Genomic DNA, 25,518 nt, shown 5'->3' on the forward strand with positions numbered 1-25,518 from the left:
CAGGACATGTCGGTGAAGAAAAAGCCCCTCGTCGTGGTGACGCGCAAGCTGCCGGATTCGATCGAGACGCGGATGCGCGAATTGTTCGACGCGCGCATCAATCTCGAGGACACGCCGATGTCCACCGAGCAGATCGCGGAAGCCGCGCGCACCGCGGACGTGCTGGTTCCGACGGTCACCGACCATATCAGCGCCGAGATCGTCAATCAGCCGGACTGCAAGCTGCGGCTGATTGCGAACTTCGGCAACGGCGTCGACAATATCGACGTCGAAGCCGCGCACGCCCGCGGCATCACCGTCACCAACACGCCGAAAGTCCTGACCGAGGATACCGCCGACATGACCATGGCGCTGATCCTCGCCGTGCCCAGGCGGATGATCGAAGGCGCCTCGATCCTGACGGAGGGAAAACCCTGGGCGGGCTGGTCGCCGACCTGGATGCTCGGTCACCGCATCGGCGGCAAGCGGCTCGGCATCATCGGCATGGGCCGCATCGGCCAGGCGGTCGCGCGCCGCGCCCGCGCCTTCGGCCTGCAGATCCACTATCACAACCGCCGTCCCGTCGCGCCCGTCATCGCCGAGGAGCTTGGCGCGACCTATTGGGAAAGCCTCGACCAGATGCTGGCACGGATGGACATCATCTCGGTGAACTGTCCGCATACGCCGGCGACCTATCATTTGCTCTCGGCGCGCAGGCTGAAGCTGATCCGGAAAGACGCCTATATCGTCAACACCGCGCGCGGCGAGGTCACCGACGAGGACACGCTGATCAAGCTGATCGAAGGCGGCGAGATCGGCGGCGCCGGGCTCGACGTCTACGAACACGAGCCCGCGGTCAACCCGAAGCTGGTGCGGCTCGCCAAGGCCGGCAAGGTGACGCTGCTGCCGCACATGGGCTCGGCCACCATCGAAGGCCGCGTCGAGATGGGCGAGAAGGTGATCATCAACATCCGCACCTTCCTCGACGCGCACAAGCCGCCGGATCGCGTGCTGCCGAGCATGCTCTGAAGCCTAGGTGCTTCGCACCTCGCGCTTGCGCCAGTCCGCGACGAAATCGATGAAGGCCCGCAGTGCCGGCGGCACCTGACGGCGGCTCGGATAGTACAGGAACGGTCCCGGAAACGGCTCGCACCAATCCTCCATCAAGCTGACCAGCGCGCCGGATTTCAAAGCTTCGCGCACATATCCGTCCATCGTCGCCCAGACGCCGACGCCGTCCAGGGCAGCGCGCATGGCGAGGTTCATGTTGGTCGAGATCAGCTTGGCGGGCGGATCGACCTTCACGACCTGGCCGGCTTTCTCGAACTCCAGATCGTGCATGACGCCGCTCGAATAGCGGGCGCGGATGCAATCGTGCTCCAGCAGATCCTTCGGATGTTTCGGCCTGCCGCGGCGCGCCAGATAATCGGGCGATGCGACCACGACATAGTGCTGTGGGCCGCTCAGCGGGATCGCCACCATGTCCTGCGCAAGATGTTCGCCATAGCGCACGCCGGCGTCGTAACCGGCGCTGACGATGTCGACGAAACCGCTTTCGGAGACGATGTCGAGATCCACTTGCGGATGCTCGCGAAGGAACGGCCCAACCATCGGCGCCAGCACGAGGTCGACCGCCGGGGGCGGCCCATTGATACGAAGACGCCCCGCAGCGACTTCGCGCAGGCCGCGGACTTGATCCAGGGCATCGCCGACATCCCGCAGCGCCGGCGCCACCCGCGACAGCAGCATTTCGCCCGCCTCCGTCAGCGCGACACTGCGGGTGGTGCGGTTCATCAGGCGGACGCCAAGGCGCTCCTCCAGATCCCTCAGACGCTGGCTAAGGCTCGATACTGACACGCGAATGTCGACCGCCGCGCGCCGAAAATTGCGGGTGCGGGCAACCGCCAGGAAGACGTCGAGATCGCGCAGGTCAGGCTCGGCCATTGTTCGATAATGTGAACAAGGCATTCCGAATTGTCCAGCTTATCGGCACAGTGGAGCAGGCGCATATCTGGCCTCGTCACGCGGCGCCGTCAGCCGCTCAATGAGGAGAGCCAACATGGAACAGCGCAAACTCGGTTCGACCGGCCCCATCGTTTCCGCCCTCGGGCTCGGCTGCATGGGCATGTCCGAGGTCTACGGCCATGCCGATCGCGATGAGGCCATCGCCACGGTGCAGGCGGCAATCGATGCCGGCATCACGCTCGTCGATACCGGCGATTTCTACGCCATGGGCCATAATGAGATGCTGGTCCGCGACGCGTTGAGGGTTGTGCCGCGGGACAAAGTGCAGCTCAGCGTCAAGTACGGTGCGCTGCGCGGCCCCGCCGGCGAATTCGGCGGCATGGACACAAGGCCGGCCGCGACCAAAAACTTCCTTGCCTATTCGCTGCAACGGCTCGGCACTGACTATCTCGACATCTACCGCCCGGCACGGCTCGATCCCAACGTGCCGATCGAGGAGACCATCGGCGGCCTCGCCGATCTCGTGAAGGCCGGCTACGTCAGGCATATCGGCCTGTCCGAGGTTGGCTCCGACACCATCCGCCGCGCGCACGCGGTGCACCCGATCGCCGATCTGCAGATCGAATATTCGCTGATCGAGCGCGGCATCGAACGCGACATCCTCAAGACTTGCCGCGAGCTCGGCATCGGCATCACGGCTTACGGCGTGCTCGCGCGCGGACTGATCAGCGGCCACTGGACCAGGGACAGCGGCAAGGCCGGCAGGGACTACCGGCTGATGACGCCGCGTTTCCAGGGCGCAAATCTCGACGCCAATCTCGCGCTGGTGGATTCGCTGCGTGCGATCGCAACCGAAATCGGCGCAACACCGGCACAGGTCGCGATTGCCTGGGTCGCGGCCCAGGGCAAGGAGATCGTACCGCTGGTCGGCGCGCGCACCCGCAACCGGCTCACCGAGGCGCTCGGCGCGGCCAAGGTCACCCTGACACAGGATCATCTTGTCGAACTGGGAAGAGCCTTCCCGCCGAACGTTGCGGCCGGCACGCGCTACGCCGCCGAGCAGATGGCGCATCTCGACAGCGAGAAGCCGGCGAGCAGATAAGGGCGCTCAGGTGCGATGGGCGCTGAGGTCCGTGACCACAGGCCCGTCGCCGTTGAGAGGGTTGGCCGGATCGCGCGAATAACGCAACGTCTCGAAGCGCATCGCGCGGGCATCGATCATCAGGAGGCGGCCGATGAGGCCGTCGCCGAAACCGACGATCTCGCGGATCGCTTCCAGCGCCATCATCGAGCCCAGCACGCCGGCGAGCGCACCCATGACGCCAGCCTCTGCGCAGGCCGGCACGGTGCCCGGCGGCGGTGCCTCCGGAAACAGGCAGCGATAGGTCGGGTTGAACTCGCCCTGCTCGTTCGTCTCGTGCGCACGGATTGTGGTCAGCGAGCCGTCGAAGGTGCCGAGCGCGGCGGTGATCAGCGGCTTCTTCGCGAAGAAGCAGGCGTCCGAGACCAGATAGCGCGTCGAGAAATTGTCGGAGCCGTCGAGCACGAGATCATAGTCGCCGATCAGGCTCAGCGCGTTATCGGCGTTCAGCCAGGTGGCGTGACCGACGAAGCGGACATGCGGATTGAGCGCCGCAATCCGCTCCGCGGCACTCTCGACCTTGTGCCGGCCGATATCAGGCGTCGTGTGGATCACCTGGCGCTGCAGGTTGGACAGCGACACCACGTCGTCGTCGACCACACCGAGCGTGCCGACACCGGCGGCAGCGAGATACATGAGAGCGGGCGCGCCGAGCCCGCCGGCGCCGATCACCAGCACCGAAGCCCGCTTCAGTGCAGCTTGGCCGGGACCGCCGACATCGCGCAGAACGATATGGCGGGCATAGCGTTCGAGTTCGTCCGGGCTCAGCACGTTCTCTTACTCCTGAACCACCCTAACATTGTTCGCGACCAACGAGATGTGCTTCAATGGCATGCGTTCAATGGGCTGGCTGGATTTGTCATGAGATCGATGCTTGCGGCAACACTGATGTTTGCGGCCGCCACGGGCGCGCACGCCCAGATGACGGCGCCACAAATCCCCGGCTCCACTCCGAAAGCAGTTCAGACGGTTCCGGTCAAGCCTCCGGCAATGCAGACCCCGGCGGCGACGGCCGACGCCATGGCAAGAGCAGAGCGGCTGTCGCTCCAGTCCGATCTCGCCTGGGTCGGCCAGTATAACGGCGCCATCACCGGCGACGTCAGCGACCGCATGGTCAACGCCATCAAGGAGTACCAGAAGGCTAAGGGCGGCAAGCCGACCGGCGCGCTCAACCCGCAGGAGCGCGCTGCGCTCGCCGATGCGGCACGCAAGAAGCAGGACAGTGTCGGCTGGAAGATCGTGACAGAGCCGACCAGCGGCGCGCGGCTCGGCATTCCCGTCAAGCTGGTGCCGCAGCAGGCGAGCGACGCCAACGGATCAAAATGGACATCGCCGAACGGCACGGTGCAAGTGGTTCTCAGCCGCCGCAAGGAGGTGAACCCGACCTCGGCAAAGCTGGCCGATCTCGAGAAGGAGCCGTCCGGACGCAAGGTCGACTACACCGTGGTGAAGCCCGACTTCTTCGTGCTGTCGGGATTGCAGGGCCAGAAGAAATTCTACGTGCGCGGCTCCTTCAAGGGCGATGAAGTCCGCACCATGACGATTCTGTACGACCAGGCGACTGAAAACACGGTCGAGCCGGTCGTGATCGCGATGTCGAGCGCGTTCAATCCCTTCCCGCTGGGACCGCAGGCCGGACCGCCGCCGCGCAAGACCGTCGAATACGGCACTGGAATTGTCGTCAGCGACGAGGGAGCGATCGTCACCGACCGTCTCCTCACCGACGGCTGCCTGGCAATCACGATCGGCGGCTACGGCAATGCCGATCGTGTCGCCGAGACCAAGGAGCACGATCTCGCGCTCCTGCGCATCTACGGCGCGCGCGGCCTGAAGCCGCTCAGCCTCGCCGGCGGCGCGGCGAAGTCGAATGTCGACGTCGTCGGCATCGCCGATCCGCAGAGCCAGGGCGGCGCATCCGGCGCATCGAGCCTCAAGGCGGCTCTGGCGCCGCTGACAAGCAGCACTTCCGCACTGTCACCGCCGCCCGCCGTCGGATTCTCCGGCAGCCCGGCCATGGACGCCGACGGCAAGTTCGCCGGCATCGCGCTGCTGAAGCCGGCGATGCTCGCGGGACCCGCGACGTCAGGGCCAGCAACACAGGCCCTGATGGTTTCGGGTGAGTCCGTGCGCGATTTCCTCAAGGCGAAAGCCGTCGATGCAAACGGCACGTCGACCGATGCGACAGCGTCCGTCGTGCGCGTGATCTGCGTGCGGAAATAGGATCGCCGAGCACGGCCGTGAGGACCATCACACGTACGATTACGGGTCCGGTAATGGTACGGATTCGCTGGCATTCGCTATTCCGCCATCATTGCTACTGCTGATTCGGACTCCGCGATCCCCTTTGGATCGGGCCGGCACGTCCTGAGCGAGAAGAGCTCAGCATCGAGAGCGATGCACGTTCGCGTGGCGTATTCCTGACCCAGGCACTCCAAAGGATTGATCTTCAAATGCACACGATCGTACTGGCCACCCAAAAGGGTGGCAGCGGGAAGAGCACGCTCGCCATCGGCCTCGCGCTCGCGGCCAAGCAGGCCGGCTTCACCGTCCGCCTGATCGAGACCGACCCGCAGGGCACCCTGTCCAACTGGCAGCGCCGCCGCACGAAGGATGATCTCGTCGTCGAGCCGATCTACCATGCTGCCGACATCGCGCCGCGCCTAAAGATGCTGGCCGACAGCGGCCTCCAGCTCGCGATCGTCGACACTGCCGCCGGCCTCAGCGCCGCGACCACCGCGGCGATCCGCCATTCCGATCTCTGCCTGATCCCGTCCCGCCCGAGCGTCGCCGACATCGAGGCGACCGTCTCGACGCTCAGCGTCGCGCGCGCCTGGAAGCGGCCCTTTGGCTTCGTGCTGAACCAGACGCCGATCCGCGGCCAGCGCATCGACAATGCCGCGGGCGCGCTCGGAGAGGAAGCTTCGCTCGATCTCGCCGAGGTGCTCGCGCGCCCGCTGATCGCGATGCGCAACGATCACCAGGACTCGCTTGCGAGCGGCCTTGCCGTCAGCGAATTCGCGCCCAACGGCAAGTCGGCAGACGAGATCCGTGGCCTCTGGCGTTGGGTGGAGACCCGGCTCGAGCTCACTGCGACAACCGGCGTCCTGATCGAGCAGGTGATGTCGGCCACGGACGGCATGCTGCATGCCGCCGCCGAGCTTTCGGTGGACGAGTCCCCGACTCTGGCGTCCTGAGCGGGGCGATCGCTCAGACGGCAGTTGGCCTTCACCATCCGGAAGGGCCCCGGCGACGAAGCAATCCGGTCACCAGCCCGGCCGGATTGCTTCGCTTCGCGTTTTGGGAAGTTTATCTACCGGCGTTGCGCTCGCAACGACCCCGTAGCTGGTTTCGAAGAGCCTCACGGCCTTCGAAGGGCTCGCCTGATCCTCACTTCTGACACTTCGAGCACCAGAAGGTCGAGCGACCATTCTGCGTGAAGCGCTTGATCGTGCCGCCGCAGCGCGGCGTCGTGCACTTCTCACCTTCGCGGTCATAGACCTTGAAGGAGTGCTGGAAATAGCCGAGCTCGCCCGTGGTCTGTCGATGATCGCGCAATGACGAGCCGCCGGCCTTGATGGCATCATTGAGCACGGTGTGGATCGCGCCGACCAACCGCTTCGCGTGATCGGTCGGCTCACCCTTTTTGGTCGATAGTGTCGCAGCAACGCGCCGCGGCGACAGATGCGAGCGATGCAGGACTTCGCAGACATAGATGTTGCCGAGCCCGGCGACCACGCGCTGGTCGAGCAGCGCCGCCTTCAGGCTCGTGAGCTTGCCTGCGCAGGACCGCGCCAGCATCGCGGCATCGAACTCGTTGCCGAGCGGCTCGGGGCCGAGCCCGCGGAGCAGCGGCTCTTCATCAAGCGCATTGCGCGCAATCACTTTCATGTAACCGAAACGGCGCGGATCGTTGAAGACGATGTCGGCGCCGGAGGACATGCGAAACAGCACGTGGTCGTGCGCGGAATCCTTGGCCTTCGGATAGTGAAACTCGCCAGGCACGGCGTCGTTGTCAGGCTTGATGACACGGAACGAGCCCGACATGCCCAGATGCATCAAGAGCACATCGCCGGAGGCGAGGTCCGCCATGAGATATTTTGCACGGCGGCCGAGGCCGGTGACGAGCTGCCCCTTGAGCCTGGCCACGAAGTCCGGCTGGAACGGAAAGCGCAGGTCCGGCCGGCGGGCCTCCGCGACCAGGATTTTCGCACCCTCCATGACGGGCTGAAGGCCACGGCGGACGGTCTCGACTTCGGGCAATTCAGGCATGGTCAGGCATTCACCTTATGAGGGTGGTGTGATAGCGCCATTGCGGCGGGCGCGCTATGGTCCGCCCAGTGGAGTAGAGTAATGGATCGGCCGGGCGAAACCACGCATTTTGGCTTCAGGGACGTCCCCCTCGGGGACAAGCAGACGCTGGTGAACGACGTGTTTCACAGCGTGGCGTCGCGCTATGACCTGATGAACGATCTGATGTCCGGTGGCCTGCACCGGGTCTGGAAGGACATCATGATCACGGCGCTCGACCCGCCGAGGGGCGACCGGCCGTTCGCGTTGCTCGACGTGGCCGGCGGCACCGGGGACATCTCGTTCCGCGCCGCCAAGGCCGCAGGTGCAGGTTTCCATGCCACCGTCTGCGACATCAACACCGACATGCTCGCGGTCGGCCGCGAGCGCGCCGCGAAGCGCCATCTCGAAACCCGGGTCGATTTCGTCGAAGGCAATGCCGAATCGCTTGGCTTCGCCGACCGCAGCTTCGACGCATATACGATTGCTTTCGGCATTCGCAACGTGCCGCGGATCGACCTTGCGCTGAAGGAAGCCTATCGCGTGCTGAAGCCCGGCAGCCGCTTCCTCTGCCTGGAATTCTCTAGCGTCGAGATGCCGGGGCTCGATCGCCTTTATGACCTGTTCTCGTTCAAGGTGATCCCGCCGCTCGGCCGCATGATCACGGGCGACGCCGAGTCCTATCAGTATCTCGTCGAATCGATCCGCAAGTTTCCAAAACCCAACGCGTTCGCCGACATGATCCGCGACGCCGGCTTCGCCCGCGTCAGCTGGCAGACATTGTCCGGCGGCATCGTCGCTCTGCATTCGGGCTGGCGTTTGTGATCTCTGCCTTTACCCACATTGCGCGCCTGATCCGCGCTGCGTTCGTGTTTGCCCGCGAGGGCGTGTTCGGCTCGGTCGATCCGAGCCTGGTGCCGCCGCCGGGGCAGCTCGCGCTGAAGCTGGCGCGCCTCGTCGAACGCCGCGGCACCAAGCACGGCCCGCGGATCTCGCGGGCTCTTACCCGAATGGGCCCCGCCTATCTCAAGCTCGGACAGTTCCTTGCGACGCGCCCCGACGTGGTCGGCGTCATCATGGCGCGCGACCTCGAAAGCCTCCAGGACCGCCTGCCGCCGTTTCCGCAGGACGAGGCCGAGGCCGCCATCGCGACGTCTCTGGAGCGGCCGCTGAAGGACGTGTTCGTGAGCTTCGGGCCACCCGTCGCGGCTGCCTCGATCGCGCAGGTGCATCGCGGCGAGGTCTTGCACGACGGGATCCGTACGGCGATGGCGGTCAAGGTGCTCAGGCCGAACGTGGCCGCGCGCTTCCGCCGCGATCTCTCCGACTTCTTCTTCGTCGCACACAAGGCCGAGGCCTACTCGGCGGAAGCGCGGCGGCTGCGCCTCATCGAGGTCATCAACACCATGTCGCGCTCGGTCGCCATGGAAATGGACCTGCGGCTGGAGGCGGCTGCGCTGTCGGAGATGGCGGAGAACACGCGCGACGACCCTGACTTCCGCGTGCCGACCGTCGACTGGGATCGCACCACGCACAACGTGTTGACGATGGAGTGGATCGACGGCATCGCGCTGAACGACCACAAGCGCCTGGAAGAGGCGCAGGTCGATTTGCCCGATCTCGGTCGCAAGGTGATCCAGAGCTTCCTGCGCCACGCGCTGCGCGACGGCTTCTTCCATGCCGACATGCATCCGGGCAATCTGTTCCTGGACGATGCCGGCCGTCTCGTCGCGGTCGATTTCGGCATCATGGGCCGGCTCGGCATGAAGGAGCGGCGCTTCCTCGCCGAAATCCTGCTCGGCTTCATCACCCGCGATTATCGCCGGGTCGCCGAGGTGCATTTTGAGGCGGGCTACGTGCCCGCGCATCACTCGGTCGAGAATTTCGCGCAGGCCATCCGCGCCATCGGCGAGCCGATTCACAACCGCACGGCCGAAGAGATCTCAATGGCGCGGCTGCTGACGCTGCTGCTCGAAGTCACCGGCCTGTTCGACATGACGACGCGGCCCGAGCTGATCCTGCTGCAGAAGACCATGGTGGTGGTCGAAGGCGTGGCGCGCGGCTTCGATCCCAAGCTCGACATCTGGAAGATCGCCGACCCCGTGGTGCGCGAATGGATCGAGCGCAATCTCGGTCCGATCGGCCGGGTGCAGGGGGCCCTTGCGGGCACCGGAGACATCGCGCGCGTGCTGATGCGCCTGCCGGAGATCGCCGAGCGGTCGGTGAAGGTGCTGGAGCAGCTGGAAACCATGACGCGGGAGGGGATAAGGCTGTCCCCGGAGAGCATCGCCGCGATGGGACGCAGCGAGGGCCGCAAGACCCGCTGGCGCACCGTCGCGCTCTGGATCATCGCCGCGACTTTCATCGGCATCCTGATCGCCGTCCGGAATCTATGATTGCACTGCAATCATACAGATGATAGCATCGCTATCATTCTGTGCTGGAGGGCCTCGTGGCAAGCCTGACCATCCGCAAGCTGGACGATCACGTCAAAACCTATCTGCGGCTGCGTTCAGCCAGGAACCGCAGGTCGGTCGAGGAAGAAGTCCGGGTCATCCTGCGGGAGCTGATCGAGGGCCGCGAGGAGCCGCTGACGCCGTTTTCGGCGCCGCCGGCAGCATCCACCACCCCCACGCCCCAGCGTACCGGCGCCCCGCCCGAGGCCAGCGTCACCCTGATCATTGGCGGCGGCATCGCCGCCTACAAATCGCTCGACCTGATTCGCCGGCTGAAGGAACGCCGCATCGAGGTGCGCTGCGTCCTGACCAAGGCGGCGCAGCAATTCGTGACGCCGCTGGCGGCGAGCGCGCTGTCGCATGAGCGCGTCTATACCGACCTGTTCGACCCCCAGAGCGAGTTCGACGCCGGCCATATCAGGCTCGCGCGCGATTGCGACCTGATCGTGGTGGCGCCGGCCACCGCCGATCTGATGGCGAAGATGGCGAACGGCCATGCCGACGATCTCGCCAGTGCCATCCTGCTCGCGACCAACCGCAAGGTGCTGCTGGCGCCGGCAATGAACCCGCTGATGTGGAACAATGCGGCCACGCGCCGCAATGTCAGCTTGCTCCAGCGTGACGGCGTGGTGCTGATCGGGCCCAATTCCGGCGAGATGGCGGAAGCAGGCGAGGCCGGAACCGGTCGCATGTCCGAAGCGATCGAGATCGCCACCGCCGCCGAGAGACTGCTGCGGCCGCCGGTGCCGAAGCCGCTTGCCGGCAAGCGCGTGCTGATCACCGCAGGTCCGACGCACGAGCCCATCGATCCGGTGCGCTACATCGCCAACCGCTCCTCCGGCAAGCAGGGCTTTGCCATTGCCGCCGCGGCGCAAGCGGCGGGTGCCGAAGTCATTCTGGTGAGCGGCCCGGTTGATCTCGGCGATCCCCCGGGCGTGACGGTGAAGCATGTGGAATCGGCGCGGCAGATGCTGGAGCAGGTGCAGGCTGCGCTGCCCGCCGACATCGCGATCTTCGCCGCCGCGGTCGCCGACTGGCGCGTCGCCAACGAGGGCGAGCAGAAACTGAAGAAGACCGCCGCCGGCATGCCCCCGCTTCAGCTTGTTGAGAATCCCGACATTCTCGCCACGATTTCAAAACTGACCGACAAGCGGCCGCCGCTGGTGATCGGTTTTGCCGCCGAGACCGAGCACCTCATCGACAACGCCAAATCAAAACTCGCGCGCAAGGGCTGCGACTGGATCGTCGCCAATGACGTCTCGCCGGCGACCGGCGTGATGGGCGGCGACCGCAATACGGTACATCTCATAAGCCGCAAGAGCGACGAGAAGGACGGCGAGATTGCTGTTGATTCCTGGCCGGTGATGACCAAGGAACAGGTCGCCATCGAACTGGTCGCGCATGTCGCGAAAAGCGTGAGCGACAAATCCCGGGAGCCGGCATCTTGAGCACGAAGGTCACTGTCGAACTGCAACGCCTCGCCCATGCCGATGGCCTGCCACTCCCGGCCTATCAGACGGTGGAGGCCGCCGGGCTCGACCTGATGGCCGCCGTTCCTGACAACGAGCCTCTCACGCTGGCACCCGGCCAATATGCGCTGGTGCCGACCGGGCTTGCGATCGCGTTACCGGCCGGGCACGAGGCGCAGGTGCGGCCGCGCTCGGGGCTTGCCGCCAAGCACGGCATCACCGTGCTGAACGCGCCGGGCACGATCGACGCGGACTACCGCGGCGAGATCAAGGTGATCCTGATCAATCACGGGCAAGCCGCCTTCGTCATCAAGCGCGGCGAGCGCATCGCCCAGATGGTGATCGCGCCCGTCGTGCAGGCCGCCCTGGTTCCCGTGACCACCTTGTCGGCGACCGATCGCGGCGCCGGCGGCTTCGGCTCGACCGGCCGCTAACGCACGGCAGTTCCAACCGAAACACCGCGGGGAACGACGTGAGCGGGAACATCGCGCCCCGCATTTTTGGGGGGCCGTGTTTGCGTTCACGATCTGGACTCTTACCGGCGGAGTCACGGTGAGGGTATTGTCTTTTGATTCGCGCGCGACGGGGGTCGTCGCGCGCAAATCCGTGCGATCTTGGGGCAACTATGTCAGGCGTGATCGTGTCGATGCGTCGGACGCTGCTGTCGTGCACATCGCTCGTGCGCAACGGCTTGTTGGGAGGCGCTCTTGCAGCGCTGCTGCCGGCTGCGCCGGCCGAGGCCGCCGACCTCATCGACACCCTCTCCATCATGCTGGATTTCAACCGGCAGGAACTCGCGGTGCTCGCCACCGCGCTGGCTTTGCTCGGCTTCTCGGTGATGGCAGCGATCCTGTTGATGCGCACGCGGGTGCGTACCGCGAAGAACGAGGCGCGGCTGCGCGCCCGAATCGGGGAACTCCAGCTCCAGGCCGACCGTTTCGGCGCGCTGCTGTTCGCCGAGCCGCAGATCCTGATCTCCTGGCCGGCCGGCGACAACCGCGCGCAAATCTCCGGCGACATTTCCATGGTGCTGCCGCGCGATTCCTCCCCGCAGCGCGTGCTCGCATTCGGAACCTGGTTGCCGCCGGAGCCGGCGCTCCAGATGGATCATGCGGTCGACGCGCTACGCGACCGCGGCGACGGGTTCCAGCTGACGCTGACCACCGCGCACGGCCACACGCTGGAGGCCATCGGCCGCGCCATCGGCGGACAGGCCATCGTCCGGATTCGCGAACTCTCCGGGCTGCGCCGCGATCTGGCCGAGACCAATCTGCGCTACAACGCGCTCTCCGACGAGACCGAGATGCTGCGCGGCTTTGCCGCCGCCGCACCCTGGCCGATCTGGGCCAAGGGCGGGAACGGCGCGCTGACCTACGCCAACCCGGCCTATGTCCGTGCCACCGAGGCGAACAGCGTCACCGACGCGCAGGAGCGCAAGCTCGAGCTGCTCGACAGCGCCGACCGCACCGCGATGGAGCGGGGCCTGAAGGATGCGACCAACTTCAACGCGCGGCTGCCGATCGTGATCGGCGGCGAGCGGCGCATCTACGACGTGCGCGCCGTCAATGTCGGCAACGGCAGCGTCGGCGTCGCCATCGATGCCAGCGAGGCGGATGGGCTCAGCTCGGCGCTGGTGCGCATGGCCGAGGCGCATCGCCGCACGCTCGATCAGCTCTCCTCGGGCGTTGCCGTGTTCGACGGCCAGCGCCGGCTCGCCTTCTACAACGATTCCTATCGCCGGCTATGGGACCTCGATCGCAGCTTCCTCGACGCCAATCCTGACGATTCCAGCGTGCTCGACCAGCTTCGTGCAGCGCGCAAGCTGCCGGAGCAGCCGGACTTCCGGGCCTGGAAGTCCAAGCTGCACGAGGCCTATCGCGCGGTCGAGACCACCAAGGACACTTGGTACCTGCCCGACGGCCGAGCGCTCTCGGTCGTCACCACGCCGAACCCCGAAGGCGGCGTGACCTATCTGTTCGACGACGTCACAGAAAGCCTCGAGCTCGCCCGCCGCTTCGACGGCATGATCCGCGTTCAGCGCGAGACGCTCGACAGCCTCGCCGAGGGCGTCGCGGTATTCGGCAGCAACGGCAAGGCCCAACTGTTCAACCCGGCCTTCGTCCGGATGTGGAAGCTGTCGAGCGACGCCATGCGCGACGAGCCGCACATCCAGACGGTCGAAGGCTGGTGCCAGCAGCTGTTCGACGATCCCGCCGTCTGGCGCCAGATCCGTGAGGCCGTCACCTCGATCGAGAGCCGCGCCGACGTTCCGCTGAAGCTGGAGCGCAAGGACGGCAGCGTGCTCGACGGCATGATCCGGCCGCTGCATGACGGTGCGACCATGCTGACGTTCCAGGACATCACCGACACCGAGAACGTCGAGCGTGCGCTGCGCGAACGCAACGAGGCGCTGGAGGCCGCGGACCAGATGAAGGTGGATTTCGTCCACCACGTCTCCTACGAGCTGCGCTCGCCGCTGACCACCATCATCGGCTTCGCGCACTTTCTCAGCGATCCCTCGACCGGGCCGCTGACGCCGAAACAGGCCGAATATCTCGACTACGTCACCAAATCGACCAATGCGCTGTTGGCGCTGACCAACAACATTCTCGATCTCGCCACCATCGACGCCGGCGCGATGAAGCTGGAACTTGGACCGGTCGACGTCAGCAAGACCATCGAGCTTGCCGCCGAAGGCATCCAGGACCGCCTCGCCACCGACCGCATCCGCCTCAAGGTCGAGATCGCGCCCGATATCGGCAGCTTCATCGGCGACGAGAAGCGCGTGGTGCAGGTGCTCTATAACCTCCTCGCCAATGCCGTCGGGTTTTCTCCACAGGATTCCACCGTCGGCATCAGCGCGCGGCGCACCGAGCACAGCGTGGTCTTCACCGTGACAGATTCGGGACCTGGAATACCTGCCGACATGAAGGACAAGGTATTCAACTGGTTCGAAAGCCGCTCGCAGGGCTCGCGTCACCGCGGCGCCGGGCTCGGCCTGTCGCTGGTGCGCTCCTTCGTCGAGCTGCATGGCGGCAAGGTGCGGGTGGATTCCATCGTCGGCCGGGGCACGGTCGTGATCTGCGACTTCCCGACCGACCAGGCGGCGCATCGCGACGCCGCCGAATGACCGAACCCGTCACATTCTCCGTCGCGCTTCACAACGAGACGGCCACCGCACGATTGATGGCCGACCTTGCCCTGCTGGTCGGCCCGGGCGACGTCATCACCCTCACCGGCGATCTCGGTGCCGGCAAGACCGCGGCGGCGCGCAGCCTGATCCGCTATCTCGCGGGTGACGACGAGCTGGAAGTGCCGAGCCCGACCTTCACGCTGGTGCAGGGCTACGAGCTGCCGCCATTTCCGGTGATTCATGCCGATCTCTATCGCGTCGAGGACCAGAGCGAACTCGAGGAGATCGGGCTGTCGCCGCTGCCCGATGCCACCCTCGTCCTGATCGAGTGGCCCGAGCGCGCGCCCTCGGCGATGCCACAGGACCGCATCGACATCACGCTGACGCATCGCCCGGCACTGGGCTCGAATGCGCGCGCCGCTGATATCACCGGTTATGGCAAGTCCGCCGCGACCGTGGCGCGGTTGAAGGCGCTGCGCGAGTTTCTGGATGCATCCGGCTATATCGACGCAGGCCGCAAGCGTATGGCCGGGGATGCCTCGACGCGCTCCTATGCGCGGCTGATCCGTGACGACGGCATCGTCATTCTCATGAACTCGCCGCAGCGCCCCGATGGCGCCGTGCTCTATGACGGCAAGTCCTACAGCGCAGCAGTGCATCTCGCCGAAAACATAAAGCCGTTCGTTGCCGTCGACGAAGGCCTGCGCGCGGCAGGGATATCTGCGCCGAAGATCCACCATTTCGATCTCAACCACGGCTTCCTGATCTCGGAAGATTTCGGCAGTGAAGGCGTGATCGAAGGCGATCCGCCGCGACCGATTGGCGAGCGCTACGAGGTCGCGACCGACGTGCTGGTTTTGCTGCACGGCAAGACGTTGCCAGAGGCGCTGCCCCTGGACGGGCAGACCTATGCCATTCCCGTCTTCGACATCGAGGCGATGCTGATCGAGATCGGCCTCATGCCGGAATGGTATCTGCCCGACCGCAACGCGCCGCTGGGCGAAGCGGCGCGCGCAGAGTTCTTCGCGATGTGGCGCGAGCTTCTGAAGAAGCCGCAGGCCTCGCCGAAGACGTGGGTCATCCGCGACTACCACTCGCCCAATCTGATCTGGCTTGGAGATCGTAGCGGCGTCGAGCGCGTCGGCGTGATCGATTTCCAGGACACCGTGCTCGGACCGCACTCCTACGACGTCGTCTCTCTGCTCCAGGATGCCCGCATCGACGTGCCGGAGAGTACCGAGCTGACGCTGCTGTCGCGCTACATCAAGGCGCGCCGCGTAAACGATTCGCGTTTCGACGCCGCCGGCTTCGCCGAGCTCTACGCCATCATGTCGGCGCAGCGAAACACGCGGCTGCTCGGCACCTTCGCCCGCCTCAACCGCCGCGACGGCAAGCCGCATTATTTGCGTCACCAGCCGCGGATCTGGACCTATCTCCAACGCTCGCTGGCGCATCCGTCGCTGAGCTCCTTGCGCGACTGGTATCTCGCCCACGTCCCACCGCCCAAAAGTCCTTCACAACCCTGATTTGGGGCCGATTTACCGGCTGTTAGCCAAGACGTCGGTATTCTGGCGGCGAGGCAGCCGGATCATTACGGGGCTGGAGCGGGCACATGGCGATAAAGACGGACCAGCGCGGCAACAGCCGGGTTGTTTTCGAGCGTGGGATCTCGGCCCAGATGATGGGGATCGACGGTACCTGGCGGCGCGACTGCACCATGGAGGACGTCTCCGAAACCGGCGCCAAGCTGACCATCGAGGGCTCGGTCGAGGGCTTGCATCTGAAAGAGTTCTTTCTGTTGCTGTCGTCCACCGGCTTGGCCTACCGGCGCTGCGAGCTGGCCTGGGTCAATGGCGACCAGATCGGGGTCAATTTCCTCAAGCTCGGCGACAAGAAGAAAAAGGCGCGCTCCACAGCTGTCGGGGCATGACGGCAACACCCGTCGTACAACCGTCACGGCGGCTGGTTAAGGCGGTTGAGATGCGGTGCGGCTGATCGAACCCCGTGTTAGGATTGCTGCGAACGCGAAAGGTCTGAGAAAGCGAAGGATGTCCGTCAAACCGACCAAAGCCATGGTGCTCGCCGCAGGGTTCGGCCTGCGCATGCGTCCGTTGACGGACAAGATGCCGAAGCCGATGGTCCCGGTGGCCGGCCAGCCGCTGCTCGACCACGTGCTCGACAAGCTCGGCCAGGCCGGCGTGACCGAGGCCGTGGTCAACGTGCACTACCTGCCGGACCAGATCATCGATCACACCGCATCGCGCCAATGTCCGCGCGTGACCATCTCCGACGAACGCGACCAGGTGCTCGGTACCGGCGGCGGCGTGGTCAAGGCGCTGCCGCTGCTCGGCGATGCGCCGTTCTTCCACGTCAATTCCGATACGCTGTGGATCGACGGCGTGCGCTCGAATCTGACGCGGCTCGCTGAAAACTTCGATCCTGAGCGCATGGACATCCTGCTGCTGATGGCGCCGACCGCGACCAGCATCGGCTATAGCGGGCGCGGCGATTACGGCATGCTGCCCGACGGCGCCCTGCGCAAGCGCAAGGAAAAAGAGGTCGTTCCGTTCGTCTATGCCGGCGCGGCGATCCTGTCGCCGTCGATCTTCGAGGGCGCCCCGGCGGGCGAGTTCTCGCTGACCAAGATGTTCGACCGCGCCAATGAGCAGGAGCGGCTGTTCGGCCTGCGCCTCGACGGCGTCTGGATGCATGTCGGCACCCCCGATGCGGTGCGCGCCGCGGAAGAGGCGTTTCTGGAGAGCGTGGCGTAGGGCCACCCTACGGCACCTGTGCTGGTCGCGCGAACAGCGGGGAAGATCCGATCCCGCCCCATGACCATTCGACCCCATCTCCCTATATTGCCTGATCCTACGAATCAGGCAGCCCATGCGTGTTTTCAGCGTTCCCATCTCGGTTCCGTTCCTGCGCACGGTCGTCACGGCCTTGCTGGAGGGACGGCTGGTCGAGGGATTCGAGGCGCGCAAGGAGCCGGCGCGACTGGCGGACGCCACGCTCTACCTTCCAACCCGACGCGCGATGCGGGTGGTGCGCGAGATCTTCCTCGACGAGATGAAGGTCGACGCCGTGGTGCTGCCGCGCATCGTTGCGCTCGGCGACATCGACGAGGACGAGCTCGCCTTCGCAGATGAAGGCGAGCAGTTTTCCGGCGCGACGCCGCTCGACATTCCGCCGCGGCTCGGCGAGCTCGAACGGCGGTTGACGCTCGCGCAACTGGTCGCCGCCTGGGCCAAGGGCCCGGTGCTGGCGCCGCTGGTGGTCGGCGGGCCCGCTTCGACGCTGGCTCTCGCTGGCGACCTCGCACGCCTGATCGACGACATGGTCACGCGCGGCGTCGACTGGAACGCGCTCGACGGCCTCGTGCCTGATAACCTCGACCGCTACTGGCAGCATTCGCTCGAATTTTTGCGTATCGCGCGCATCGCCTGGCCTAGCCATCTCGCCGAGATCAAGCGGATCGAACCGGCGGCGCGGCGCGATCTCCTGATCGCGGCGGAAGCCAAACGGCTGACCGCGCATCCAAATGGCCCCGTGATCGCAGCCGGCTCGACCGGCTCGATGCCCGCCACCGCAAGATTCCTGCACGCAGTCGCGCAGCTAGCCCATGGTGCCGTGGTGCTGCCGGGCCTCGACACGGACCTCGACGACGACGCCTGGCGCAGCATCGGCGGCGTTCGCGATGCGCTCGGCAAATTCGTGGAGCACCCGGCCTCGAACCATCCGCAATATGCCATGAATGCGCTGCTGGATCGTTTCGGCATCAAGCGCAGCGACGTCGAGATTTTGCAGCCGCCGGCCGATGGCGGCCGCGACATCCTCGCCTCGGAATCGATGCGGCCCTCCGCCAAGACCGAAGTCTGGCACGACCGGCTGAAGCAGCCTGACGTGGCCGCGAAGATCGCCGCCGGCATGAAGAATCTCGCGGTGGTCGAAGCCCCCAACCCTGAAATGGAAGCCCTCGCCATCGCCATCGCCATGCGCGAGGCGCGGCATCTCGACAAATCGGCGGCACTGGTGACACCCGACCGTGCGCTGGCGCGACGGGTGATGGCTGCGCTGACACGATGGGATCTCGCCTTCGACGATTCCGGCGGCGACGTGCTGATGGAAACCTCCGCCGGCGTATTTGCCCGACTCACCGCGGAGGCCGCGACCAAGGGCCTGGAGCCGCCGACGCTGCTGGCGATGCTGAAGCATCCGCTGTGCCGGCTCGGCCGCGCCCCCGGCGCGTGGAAGACGGCGATCGAGGGACTCGAGCTCGCGGTCTTGCGCGGCACGCGTCCGCCTGCCGGCACGGCCGGCCTCCTGCGCGAATTCAACCGCTTTCGCGAGGAGCTGGCAAAGCTGTGGCGCAGCGAGGTCTCCGCGCTCCATAAGGCCGAGCCGCGCGCACGTCTGAAGGCGGAGGATCTCGATCGCATCCAGGCGCTGATCGATATCCTGAAAAATGCCTTGGCACCGATCGAGAGCCTGGCCTCTTCGAAGCAGTATGACTTCGCCGAACTTGCGCATCGCCACCGCGAGATCATGATCGAGCTGTCGCGCGACGAGCAGGGCATTCCGCTTGCCTTCGAGGAGCGCGAAGGCCTCGCGCTCGCCAGCGCCTTCGACGATCTCCTGCGCGGCAGCACGACCAGCGGATTGATGGCGCCGCTGCCCGACTATCCCGACGTCTTCCAGACCGCCTTCAGCGATCGCGCTGTGCGGCGGCGAGACAGACCGGGCGCGCGGCTGCAGATCTACGGCCCGCTGGAATCGCGCCTGATGCAGGCCGACCGCATCATCATCGGCGGCCTGATCGAGGGCGTCTGGCCGCCGGCGCCACGGATTGATCCCTGGCTGAGCCGGCCGATGCGGCATGAGCTCGGTCTCGACCTTCCGGAGCGGCGCATCGGCCTTTCCGCGCACGATTTCGCCCAACTGCTCGGCAGTCACGAGGTGATCCTCACCCATTCCGCCAAGGCCGGCGGCGCGCCGGCGGTGGCTTCGCGCTTCCTGCACCGGCTGGAGGCTGTCGCGGGCGACGAATTCTGGAAGGCGGCCGTTCGCGCCGGCGAGGCATATGTGCAGTTCGCCGCCGCGCTGGACCAGCCCGCCGAAGTCAGGCCGATCAAGCAGCCGGAGCCGCGGCCGCCGCGCGCAACGCGGCCGCTGAGAATGTCGGTCACCGCGATCGAGGATTGGCTGCGCGATCCCTATACGATCTACGCCAAGCACATCTTGCGCCTCGATGCGCTCGATCCCGTCGATATGCCGCTGTCCGCCGCCGATCGCGGCTCGGCCATCCACGATGCACTCGGTGAGTTCACCGAAACCTACGCCACGCGCCTGCCCGACAATCCCGCCCGCGCGCTGCGCGCAATCGGCGAAAAGTATTTCGCTCCGCTGATGGAGCGGCCCGAGGCACGGGCGCTGTGGTGGCCGCGCTTCCAGCGCATCGCGCGCTGGTTCGGCGAATGGGAGACCGTGCGCCGCGAGGCGATCGAGGCGATCACCGCGGAGACCCGCGGCGAGATCTCGATTCAGCTCGACAATGCGCGCACGTTCTATCTTTCCGCGCGCGCCGACCGTATCGAGCGCCGCAAGGGCGGCAGCTATGCCATCCTCGACTACAAGACCGGACAGCCGCCGACCGGCAAGCAGGTTCGCATGGGCCTGTCGCCGCAGCTCACGCTGGAAGCCGCGATCCTGCGCGAGGGCGGTTTCCCCGACATCGATGCCGGCTCCTCCGTGAGCCAGCTCGTTTATGTCCGTCTCAGCGGAAACAACCCGCCGGGCGAAGAGCGCCTCCTCGAGCTCAGGTACAAGCAAGGCGACGAGCCGCAGCCGCCGGACACGGCGGCAGCAGAAGCGCGGACAAAACTGGAGGCGCTGATCCGCGCCTTCGAGGACGAGAATCAGCCCTACACCTCGCTGAACCTGCCGATGTGGACGAACCGCTACGGCGCCTATGACGACCTCGCCCGGATCAAGGAATGGTCCGCGGCCGGCGGGTTGGGAATCGAGGAATGGTGAAGGCGCCGCGCCCCATCCCGGACGAAGTACGCGCCAGGCAGGCGCGCGCGTCCGATCCGACCGCCTCGGCCTTCGTGTCGGCCAATGCCGGCTCGGGCAAGACGCATGTGCTGGTGCAGCGCGTGATCCGCCTGCTGCTATCCGGCGTGCCGCCTGAGAAGATCCTCTGCATTACCTTCACCAAGGCCGCCGCCGCCAACATGGCCGAGCGCGTCTTCACCACGCTCGGTCACTGGGTGACGCTGGATGACACCGCGCTCGACGCCGCGATCAAGGCGGTCGGCATCCCGCATCCTGATCGAACATTGCGCCGCAACGCGCGAAAGCTGTTCGCTTGCGCGCTGGAGACGCCGGGCGGGCTGAAGGTGCAGACCATCCACGCGCTGTGCACCCGCCTGCTCCAGCAATTTCCGTTCGAGGCCAACGTTCCCGCGCGCTTTTCCGTGATCGACGAGCGCGACCAGACCGACATGATGGAGCGCGCCAATTTGAAGGTGCTGCTGGAAGCTGCGCGCGATCCGGACAGCGTCACCGGCCGCGCGCTGTTGACGGCGATGGCGAGCGCCGCCGACGTCACCTTCAAGGAGGTCGTGCGCGAGGCGTGCCTCAGCCGCGATCATTTCATGGCCTGGACCGATGAAGCCGGCAACACGGAAGCCGCTACCGCTCAGATGGCTGCGGTGCTGGGCGTCGACACGAGCGACCGCATCGAGGACGTAGAGACCGAAATTCTCGATGGACCTTTCCTGCCGCGATCACGCTGGGACGACATCGCACTCGCGCTGGAAGAGGGCAGCAAATCCGACAATGACCAGGCGGGGCGGCTGCGCGCGGCAAAATTGTTTTCCGGCAGCGATCAGGTCGATGCCTATCTGTCCGTGTTCCTCACCGACGACAAGCTGCCGCGCAAGGCGGTGCTGACCAAGAAATTCTGCGATCACAATCCGTCCGTGGCGCGCCTGTTCGAAGCCGAGGCGCAGCGCGTTGCAGGGCTGATCGAGAAGCGCCGCGCCGTGATGGTTCGGGATCGCACCGCGGCCCTGCTGCACATCGCGACCGCGGCTGCCGCGAATTACCGCCGCGAGAAGCAGGAGCGCGGGCTGCTCGACTACGACGATCTCATCGACAAGACGCTGGCGATGCTGGACCGCGTCGCCTCCGGCTGGGTGCACTACAAGCTCGATCGCGGCGTCGACCACGTCCTGATCGACGAGGCCCAGGACACCAGTCCGCGGCAGTGGGACATCGTCGCGCACATCATCTCGGAGTTCACGGCCGGAGAAGGCGCGCGCGAAGGGTTGAACCGCACCGTGTTCGCGGTCGGCGACGAGAAGCAATCGATCTTCTCGTTCCAGGGGGCGGCTCCGCACGAATTCGACGCGCGCCGGCGCGAGCTGCACCGCAAGTTCACCGCAGCGGGACTGAAGTTCGATCCCGTCGCCTTCACCTATTCGTTCCGCTCGGGCGCCACGATCCTGCACTCGGTCGACCACGTCTTCCGCGATCCCCAGATCTACAAGAGCATCCATTCGGTCGAGATCGGCCATCCCCTGCACAATGCGCTGGCCGATGCGGGCCCGAGCGTGATCGAGCTGTGGGATCTCGCGGAGGCCGACGACAGGCAGGACATCGAAGGCTGGCGCGCGCCGTTCGACGGCGTCGCCGTCACCAGCCCCGAGGTCAAACTTGCCCGCCGCATTCAGGCCGAGATCAAGCGGCTGGTCGAGAGCGGCACGCTGACGGGGCACGAAGGCGAGCGCCGCCCTCTGCGATATGGGGACATGCTGATCCTGGTGCGGCGGCGCGGCAACGCGTTCGACGCCGTGATCCAGGCGCTGAAGCATGCCGGCGTCCCGGTTGCCGGCGCCGACCGGCTGAAGCTGACCGAGCACATCGCCATCATCGACCTGATGAACCTCGCCGACGCGCTGCTGCTGCCGCAGGACGATCTCGCGCTCGCGGTGGCGCTGAAGAGCCCGCTGTTCGGGCTCGACGACGACGACCTGTTTCAACTGGCCCATGAGCGAAAGGGATCGCTGCGCCGCGCGCTCGGCGAGCATGCAGCCACAAGCGAGAAATTCGCGACCGCCTTGCGCCGGCTCGAGGCCTGCGAGAGTCGTGCCCGCGACGAGACGCCGTTCGCCTTCTACGCCTGGCTGCTCGGCGGCGACGGCGGACGCGCGCGCATCCTGCGCCGGCTCGGCCATGAGGCCAACGACGCGCTCGACGAATTCCTCGAGCTCGCGCTGAACTACGAGCGCAAGGCGCCGGCCTCGCTGCAGGGCTTCATGGCCTGGCTGCGCTCGGCCGACACCGAAGTGAAGCGCGACATGGAAATCTCGCGCGACGAGGTGCGGGTGATGACGGTGCATGGCGCCAAGGGCCTGGAGGCGTCCGTTGTGTTCATGGTCGACACCACATCGTCGCCGGCGGATTCGCAGCGGCTTCAACTGATCCACGTGCCGCGTGGCAATGGCGGTGAGGTCGTGGTCTGGGCCGGGCGCAAGGCGGACGATCCCAAGCCGGTCGCCGAGGCGCGCAATGCGATGCTCGAGGAGACCGAGGACGAGTATCGCCGCCTGCTTTACGTCGCGATGACACGGGCGGCCGATCGTCTGATCGTCGGGGGCTGCCTGCCGGGCAACAGGAAGGCGGTCCGCAAGTTGAGCTGGTATGACCTGATCGACACCGGCCTCGCGGGCTCAGGGCTCGACAAGCAGGTGAGCGAGACGCCGCTCGGCAAGGTCACCCGATTCGCCCGGCCCGAGGATGTCGCGGCGCTTGGAACGCCCGCGACCTCCGTCAACCAGACCGTCGCCCTGCCCGATTGGCTGCGGGCGCCGTCACCACATCAGACGGTCGACGACGATCCGGTGCGGCCCTCCGGCCAGCCGTCCGAGGAGGGACGCGCCGTGCGATCAGGCGAATCGGTGCAGTCCCGCGCCCTCGCATTGCAGCGCGGCACGCTGGTGCATCGGCTGCTGCAATCCCTGCCCGATATCGCCGTCGAACGGCGGCGCGAGGCGGCGCTCGGCTTCATGGCCCGCAACGTGTCGGACTGGCCGGAGCCCGATCGCACCGCGCTGGCCGACAAAGTGCTCGCTTTGGTCGCTGAATCGCGCTTCGCGCCGGTCTTTGCTGCCGGTAGCCGGGCAGAGGTCGCCATCGTCGGCAAACTGGAGCGGCCGGGCCGCGAGCCAGCACTGGTGTCGGGGCAGATCGACCGGCTCGTCGTTCGTCCCGATGAGGTTTTGATCGTGGATTTCAAGACCAACCAGGCGGCGCCCAGAAGCGCGGCCGAGGCGCCCGCCGCCTATGTCCGGCAGCTTGCGCTGTACCGGGCGGTGCTGTCGCGGCTTTATCCCCAAAAGCCTGTCCGAGCCGTCCTGCTCTGGACCGAGGCCCTTGAATATATGGAGATTTCGGCCCCCGCGCTGGACGCGGCGCTGGCATCCCTTCATCTCGGCGTGAGCGTCCTTGACCCGGCAAGGGGCCGTTCATAGGTTGACGCCATGATCCCGGGCGCGCGATTCCCGTCGCGCCGATTCTTTCAACCGAACGAGGTACTCCCATGGCCGTTGGCAAGGTTTCCGATACCGATTTCGAAGCCGAAGTGCTCAAGGCAAACGGCCCTGTCGTCGTCGATTTCTGGGCCGAATGGTGCGGCCCCTGCCGCATGATCGCACCCGCGCTTGACGAGATCGCCGGCGCGATGGGCGACAAGGTCAAGATCGTCAAGCTCAATGTCGACGAGAGCCCCAAGACCGCGTCGAAGTATGGCGTGATGTCGATCCCGACCTTGATGATCTTCAAGGGCGGCGAGATGGCCTCCCGCCAGGTCGGCGCCGCGCCAAAGGCGAAGCTGCAGCAGTGGATCACCTCCGCGGTCTGATCCGCCTCGCGCAAGATTATTTTCGACAACGGCCGGCGAAATGCCGGCCGTTCTGCGTTGACGGGGCGTGTGCAGCGTATGACGAGTCCCGCCCTTGCCAGCCCCTCCCGCGAAGCGTGCCCGAAGATCGACCTCTCTCGTCGCGATGGAGGCGCGTTCGGTCGACGAGATCCCGCGCGGCAAGGAATGGCAATACGAGCCGAAATGGGATGGCTTCCGCTGCCTGCTGTCGCGCAATGGCGGTGACGTCGATTTGCGCTCGAAGTCCGGCGAGGATCTCGCGCGCTATTTCCCCGAGATCGTCGCGGCCGCCTTGAGGGTGAAAGCCGATCGTTTCGCGCTCGATGGCGAGATCGTCGTGCCGCAGGGCAAGAGCTTCTCCTTCGACGCCCTCCTGCAACGCATTCATCCGGCGGCGAGCCGTGTGAGGAAACTCTCGGAGGAGACGCCGGCGCTGTACCTCGTCTTCGATCTGCTCGCGACGTCCCGGGAAAAGGGTCTGGCCGAGAAGACGCTGAGCGAGCGCCGGCCGGCGCTGGAGGCTTTTGCGAAAGCCAGCCTCAAGGGCAGCATCTTCCGTCTTTCGCCGTCGACGACGAGCTACGCCACGGCCAAAAAATGGCTGGCGCAATCCGGCGGCGGCTCGGACGGCGTCATCGCCAAGCGCGTCGATCTGCCCTATCAGGCCGGAAACCGCGACGGCATGCAGAAGATCAAGAAGTTCCGCAGCGCCGATTGCGTCATCGGCGGCTTCCGCTATGCCTCCAACAAGATCGCGGGCCGGAACGTCGTCGGCTCACTGCTGCTCGGGCTCTACGACGACGGCGGCTTGCTGCATCATGTCGGCTTCACCTCGGCCATCAAGGCGGAGGCGAAACCGGCTTTGACCGACCGGCTGGAGGCGCTGATCGCAAGACCCGGTTTCACCGGCAACGCGCCGGGCGGCCCGAGCCGCTGGTCCACCGAGCGGTCCGCGAAATGGTGTCCGCTGAAGCCGAAGCTGGTGATCGAAGTCTGCTACGACCATTTCAGCGGGGAACGCTTCCGCCACGGCACCTCGATCCTGCGCTGGCGCCCCGACAAGGCGCCGCGGCAATGCACCTTCGAGCAGCTGAAGCAGAAGGCGGCCGATCCGATGAAGCTGTTGAAGTGACGTCGTCCCG

Annotated in this window: 19 protein-coding genes; 16 read left to right on the forward strand and 3 right to left on the reverse strand. The window is 66.0% G+C overall.

Annotated features, from left to right (window positions below):
- Positions 1-6 precede the first annotated feature (6 nt).
- Entirely contained in the window at positions 7-1,008 is a 1,002-nt protein-coding gene (locus RX330_RS00300) for a 2-hydroxyacid dehydrogenase (protein WP_212083385.1), read from the forward strand.
- A 3-nt stretch (positions 1,009-1,011) separates the two neighbouring features.
- On the opposite strand, the gene RX330_RS00305 is transcribed toward RX330_RS00300, so the two are convergent.
- Positions 1,012-1,923 (reverse strand): LysR family transcriptional regulator, encoded by a 912-nt coding sequence (locus tag RX330_RS00305; protein WP_317241672.1) that lies wholly within the window; start codon positions 1,921-1,923, stop codon positions 1,012-1,014.
- Positions 1,924-2,038: 115 nt separating this feature from the next.
- Here RX330_RS00305 and RX330_RS00310 point away from each other — a divergent pair, with 115 nt between their 5' ends.
- The gene (locus RX330_RS00310) at positions 2,039-3,046 is read left to right on the forward strand and encodes an aldo/keto reductase (protein ID WP_317241673.1); all 1,008 of its coding nucleotides are present in this window, start codon (positions 2,039-2,041) and stop codon (positions 3,044-3,046) included.
- Positions 3,047-3,052: 6 nt separating this feature from the next.
- Here the strand turns inward: RX330_RS00310 and RX330_RS00315 are convergent, their stop codons facing one another.
- Entirely contained in the window at positions 3,053-3,856 is an 804-nt protein-coding gene (locus tag RX330_RS00315) for a HesA/MoeB/ThiF family protein (RefSeq protein WP_317241674.1), read from the reverse strand.
- Between the two features lie 90 nt (positions 3,857-3,946).
- On the opposite strand from RX330_RS00315, the gene RX330_RS00320 reads away from it, so the two are divergent.
- Both RX330_RS00320 and RX330_RS00325 read left to right on the forward strand, forming a co-directional pair.
- Positions 3,947-5,305 (forward strand): serine protease, encoded by a 1,359-nt coding sequence (locus RX330_RS00320; protein ID WP_317241675.1) that lies wholly within the window; start codon positions 3,947-3,949, stop codon positions 5,303-5,305.
- Positions 5,306-5,535: 230 nt separating this feature from the next.
- Entirely contained in the window at positions 5,536-6,279 is a 744-nt protein-coding gene (locus RX330_RS00325; RefSeq protein ID WP_317241676.1) for a ParA family protein, read from the forward strand.
- A gap of 193 nt (positions 6,280-6,472) precedes the next feature.
- Here the strand turns inward: RX330_RS00325 and mutM are convergent, their stop codons facing one another.
- Positions 6,473-7,354 (reverse strand): bifunctional DNA-formamidopyrimidine glycosylase/DNA-(apurinic or apyrimidinic site) lyase, encoded by an 882-nt coding sequence (gene mutM, locus RX330_RS00330; protein ID WP_317241677.1) that lies wholly within the window; start codon positions 7,352-7,354, stop codon positions 6,473-6,475.
- Between the two features lie 81 nt (positions 7,355-7,435).
- Here mutM and ubiE point away from each other — a divergent pair, with 81 nt between their 5' ends.
- The 12 genes from ubiE (at position 7,436) to RX330_RS00390 (ending at position 25,508) form a co-directional block, all read left to right on the forward strand.
- On the forward strand, positions 7,436-8,197 hold the full coding sequence (gene ubiE, locus RX330_RS00335) for a bifunctional demethylmenaquinone methyltransferase/2-methoxy-6-polyprenyl-1,4-benzoquinol methylase UbiE (protein WP_212083372.1): 762 nt from the start codon (positions 7,436-7,438) through the stop codon (positions 8,195-8,197).
- A complete protein-coding gene (gene ubiB / locus RX330_RS00340; protein WP_212083371.1) occupies positions 8,194-9,768 on the forward strand; it encodes a 2-polyprenylphenol 6-hydroxylase in 1,575 nt (524 codons plus the stop codon). Before ubiE ends, ubiB begins: the two co-directional genes overlap by 4 nt.
- Positions 9,769-9,824: 56 nt before the next feature.
- Positions 9,825-11,276: a bifunctional phosphopantothenoylcysteine decarboxylase/phosphopantothenate--cysteine ligase CoaBC gene (coaBC, locus tag RX330_RS00345; RefSeq protein ID WP_317241678.1), complete on the forward strand. Its 1,452-nt coding sequence runs from the start codon at positions 9,825-9,827 to the stop codon at positions 11,274-11,276.
- Positions 11,273-11,731, forward strand: coding sequence for a dUTP diphosphatase (gene dut / locus RX330_RS00350; RefSeq protein WP_317241679.1), 459 nt, complete (start codon positions 11,273-11,275; stop codon positions 11,729-11,731). The genes coaBC and dut overlap by 4 nt, the downstream gene beginning before the upstream one ends.
- A gap of 191 nt (positions 11,732-11,922) precedes the next feature.
- The gene (locus RX330_RS00355) at positions 11,923-14,427 is read left to right on the forward strand and encodes a sensor histidine kinase (RefSeq protein WP_317241680.1); all 2,505 of its coding nucleotides are present in this window, start codon (positions 11,923-11,925) and stop codon (positions 14,425-14,427) included.
- The gene (gene tsaE / locus RX330_RS00360; RefSeq protein WP_317241681.1) at positions 14,424-15,956 is read left to right on the forward strand and encodes a tRNA (adenosine(37)-N6)-threonylcarbamoyltransferase complex ATPase subunit type 1 TsaE; all 1,533 of its coding nucleotides are present in this window, start codon (positions 14,424-14,426) and stop codon (positions 15,954-15,956) included. Before RX330_RS00355 ends, tsaE begins: the two co-directional genes overlap by 4 nt.
- An 86-nt stretch (positions 15,957-16,042) precedes the next feature.
- The gene (locus RX330_RS00365; RefSeq protein ID WP_317241682.1) at positions 16,043-16,360 is read left to right on the forward strand and encodes a PilZ domain-containing protein; all 318 of its coding nucleotides are present in this window, start codon (positions 16,043-16,045) and stop codon (positions 16,358-16,360) included.
- Between the two features lie 118 nt (positions 16,361-16,478).
- The gene (locus RX330_RS00370) at positions 16,479-17,201 is read left to right on the forward strand and encodes a nucleotidyltransferase family protein (RefSeq protein WP_317241683.1); all 723 of its coding nucleotides are present in this window, start codon (positions 16,479-16,481) and stop codon (positions 17,199-17,201) included.
- Between the two features lie 115 nt (positions 17,202-17,316).
- Positions 17,317-20,463, forward strand: coding sequence for a double-strand break repair protein AddB (gene addB, locus RX330_RS00375; protein WP_317241684.1), 3,147 nt, complete (start codon positions 17,317-17,319; stop codon positions 20,461-20,463).
- The gene (gene addA, locus RX330_RS00380; protein ID WP_317241685.1) at positions 20,457-23,966 is read left to right on the forward strand and encodes a double-strand break repair helicase AddA; all 3,510 of its coding nucleotides are present in this window, start codon (positions 20,457-20,459) and stop codon (positions 23,964-23,966) included. Before addB ends, addA begins: the two co-directional genes overlap by 7 nt.
- Positions 23,967-24,034: 68 nt before the next feature.
- Entirely contained in the window at positions 24,035-24,355 is a 321-nt protein-coding gene (gene trxA, locus RX330_RS00385; RefSeq protein WP_007598398.1) for a thioredoxin, read from the forward strand.
- 145 nt (positions 24,356-24,500) lie between these two features.
- Positions 24,501-25,508 carry an ATP-dependent DNA ligase gene (locus RX330_RS00390; protein WP_317244033.1) on the forward strand — a complete coding sequence of 336 codons (1,008 nt, stop codon included), beginning with the start codon at positions 24,501-24,503 and terminating at the stop codon, positions 25,506-25,508.
- Positions 25,509-25,518 lie beyond the last annotated feature (10 nt).

Origin of the sequence: Bradyrhizobium sp. NDS-1 (assembly GCF_032918005.1) — a bacterium.
Taxonomy (GTDB): Bacteria; Pseudomonadota; Alphaproteobacteria; order Rhizobiales; family Xanthobacteraceae; genus Bradyrhizobium; species Bradyrhizobium tunisiense.

Bases quoted from the DNA above. Each gene is read 5' to 3' on its own strand.
- RX330_RS00300 (WP_212083385.1), top strand. From the start codon at position 7: ATGTCGGTGAAGAAAAAGCCCCTCGTCGTGGTGACGCGCAAGCTGCCG.
- RX330_RS00370 (WP_317241683.1), top strand. From the start codon at position 16,479: ATGTCCGTCAAACCGACCAAAGCCATGGTGCTCGCCGCAGGGTTCGGC.
- addB (WP_317241684.1), top strand. From the start codon at position 17,317: ATGCGTGTTTTCAGCGTTCCCATCTCGGTTCCGTTCCTGCGCACGGTC.
- trxA (WP_007598398.1), top strand. From the start codon at position 24,035: ATGGCCGTTGGCAAGGTTTCCGATACCGATTTCGAAGCCGAAGTGCTC.
- RX330_RS00310 (WP_317241673.1), top strand. From the start codon at position 2,039: ATGGAACAGCGCAAACTCGGTTCGACCGGCCCCATCGTTTCCGCCCTC.
- tsaE (WP_317241681.1), top strand. From the start codon at position 14,424: ATGACCGAACCCGTCACATTCTCCGTCGCGCTTCACAACGAGACGGCC.
- addA (WP_317241685.1), top strand. From the start codon at position 20,457: ATGGTGAAGGCGCCGCGCCCCATCCCGGACGAAGTACGCGCCAGGCAG.
- ubiE (WP_212083372.1), top strand. From the start codon at position 7,436: ATGGATCGGCCGGGCGAAACCACGCATTTTGGCTTCAGGGACGTCCCC.
- RX330_RS00365 (WP_317241682.1), top strand. From the start codon at position 16,043: ATGGCGATAAAGACGGACCAGCGCGGCAACAGCCGGGTTGTTTTCGAG.
- RX330_RS00305 (WP_317241672.1), bottom strand. From the start codon at position 1,923: ATGGCCGAGCCTGACCTGCGCGATCTCGACGTCTTCCTGGCGGTTGCC.
- RX330_RS00355 (WP_317241680.1), top strand. From the start codon at position 11,923: ATGTCAGGCGTGATCGTGTCGATGCGTCGGACGCTGCTGTCGTGCACA.
- mutM (WP_317241677.1), bottom strand. From the start codon at position 7,354: ATGCCTGAATTGCCCGAAGTCGAGACCGTCCGCCGTGGCCTTCAGCCC.
- RX330_RS00325 (WP_317241676.1), top strand. From the start codon at position 5,536: ATGCACACGATCGTACTGGCCACCCAAAAGGGTGGCAGCGGGAAGAGC.
- RX330_RS00390 (WP_317244033.1), top strand. From the start codon at position 24,501: ATGGAGGCGCGTTCGGTCGACGAGATCCCGCGCGGCAAGGAATGGCAA.
- RX330_RS00320 (WP_317241675.1), top strand. From the start codon at position 3,947: ATGAGATCGATGCTTGCGGCAACACTGATGTTTGCGGCCGCCACGGGC.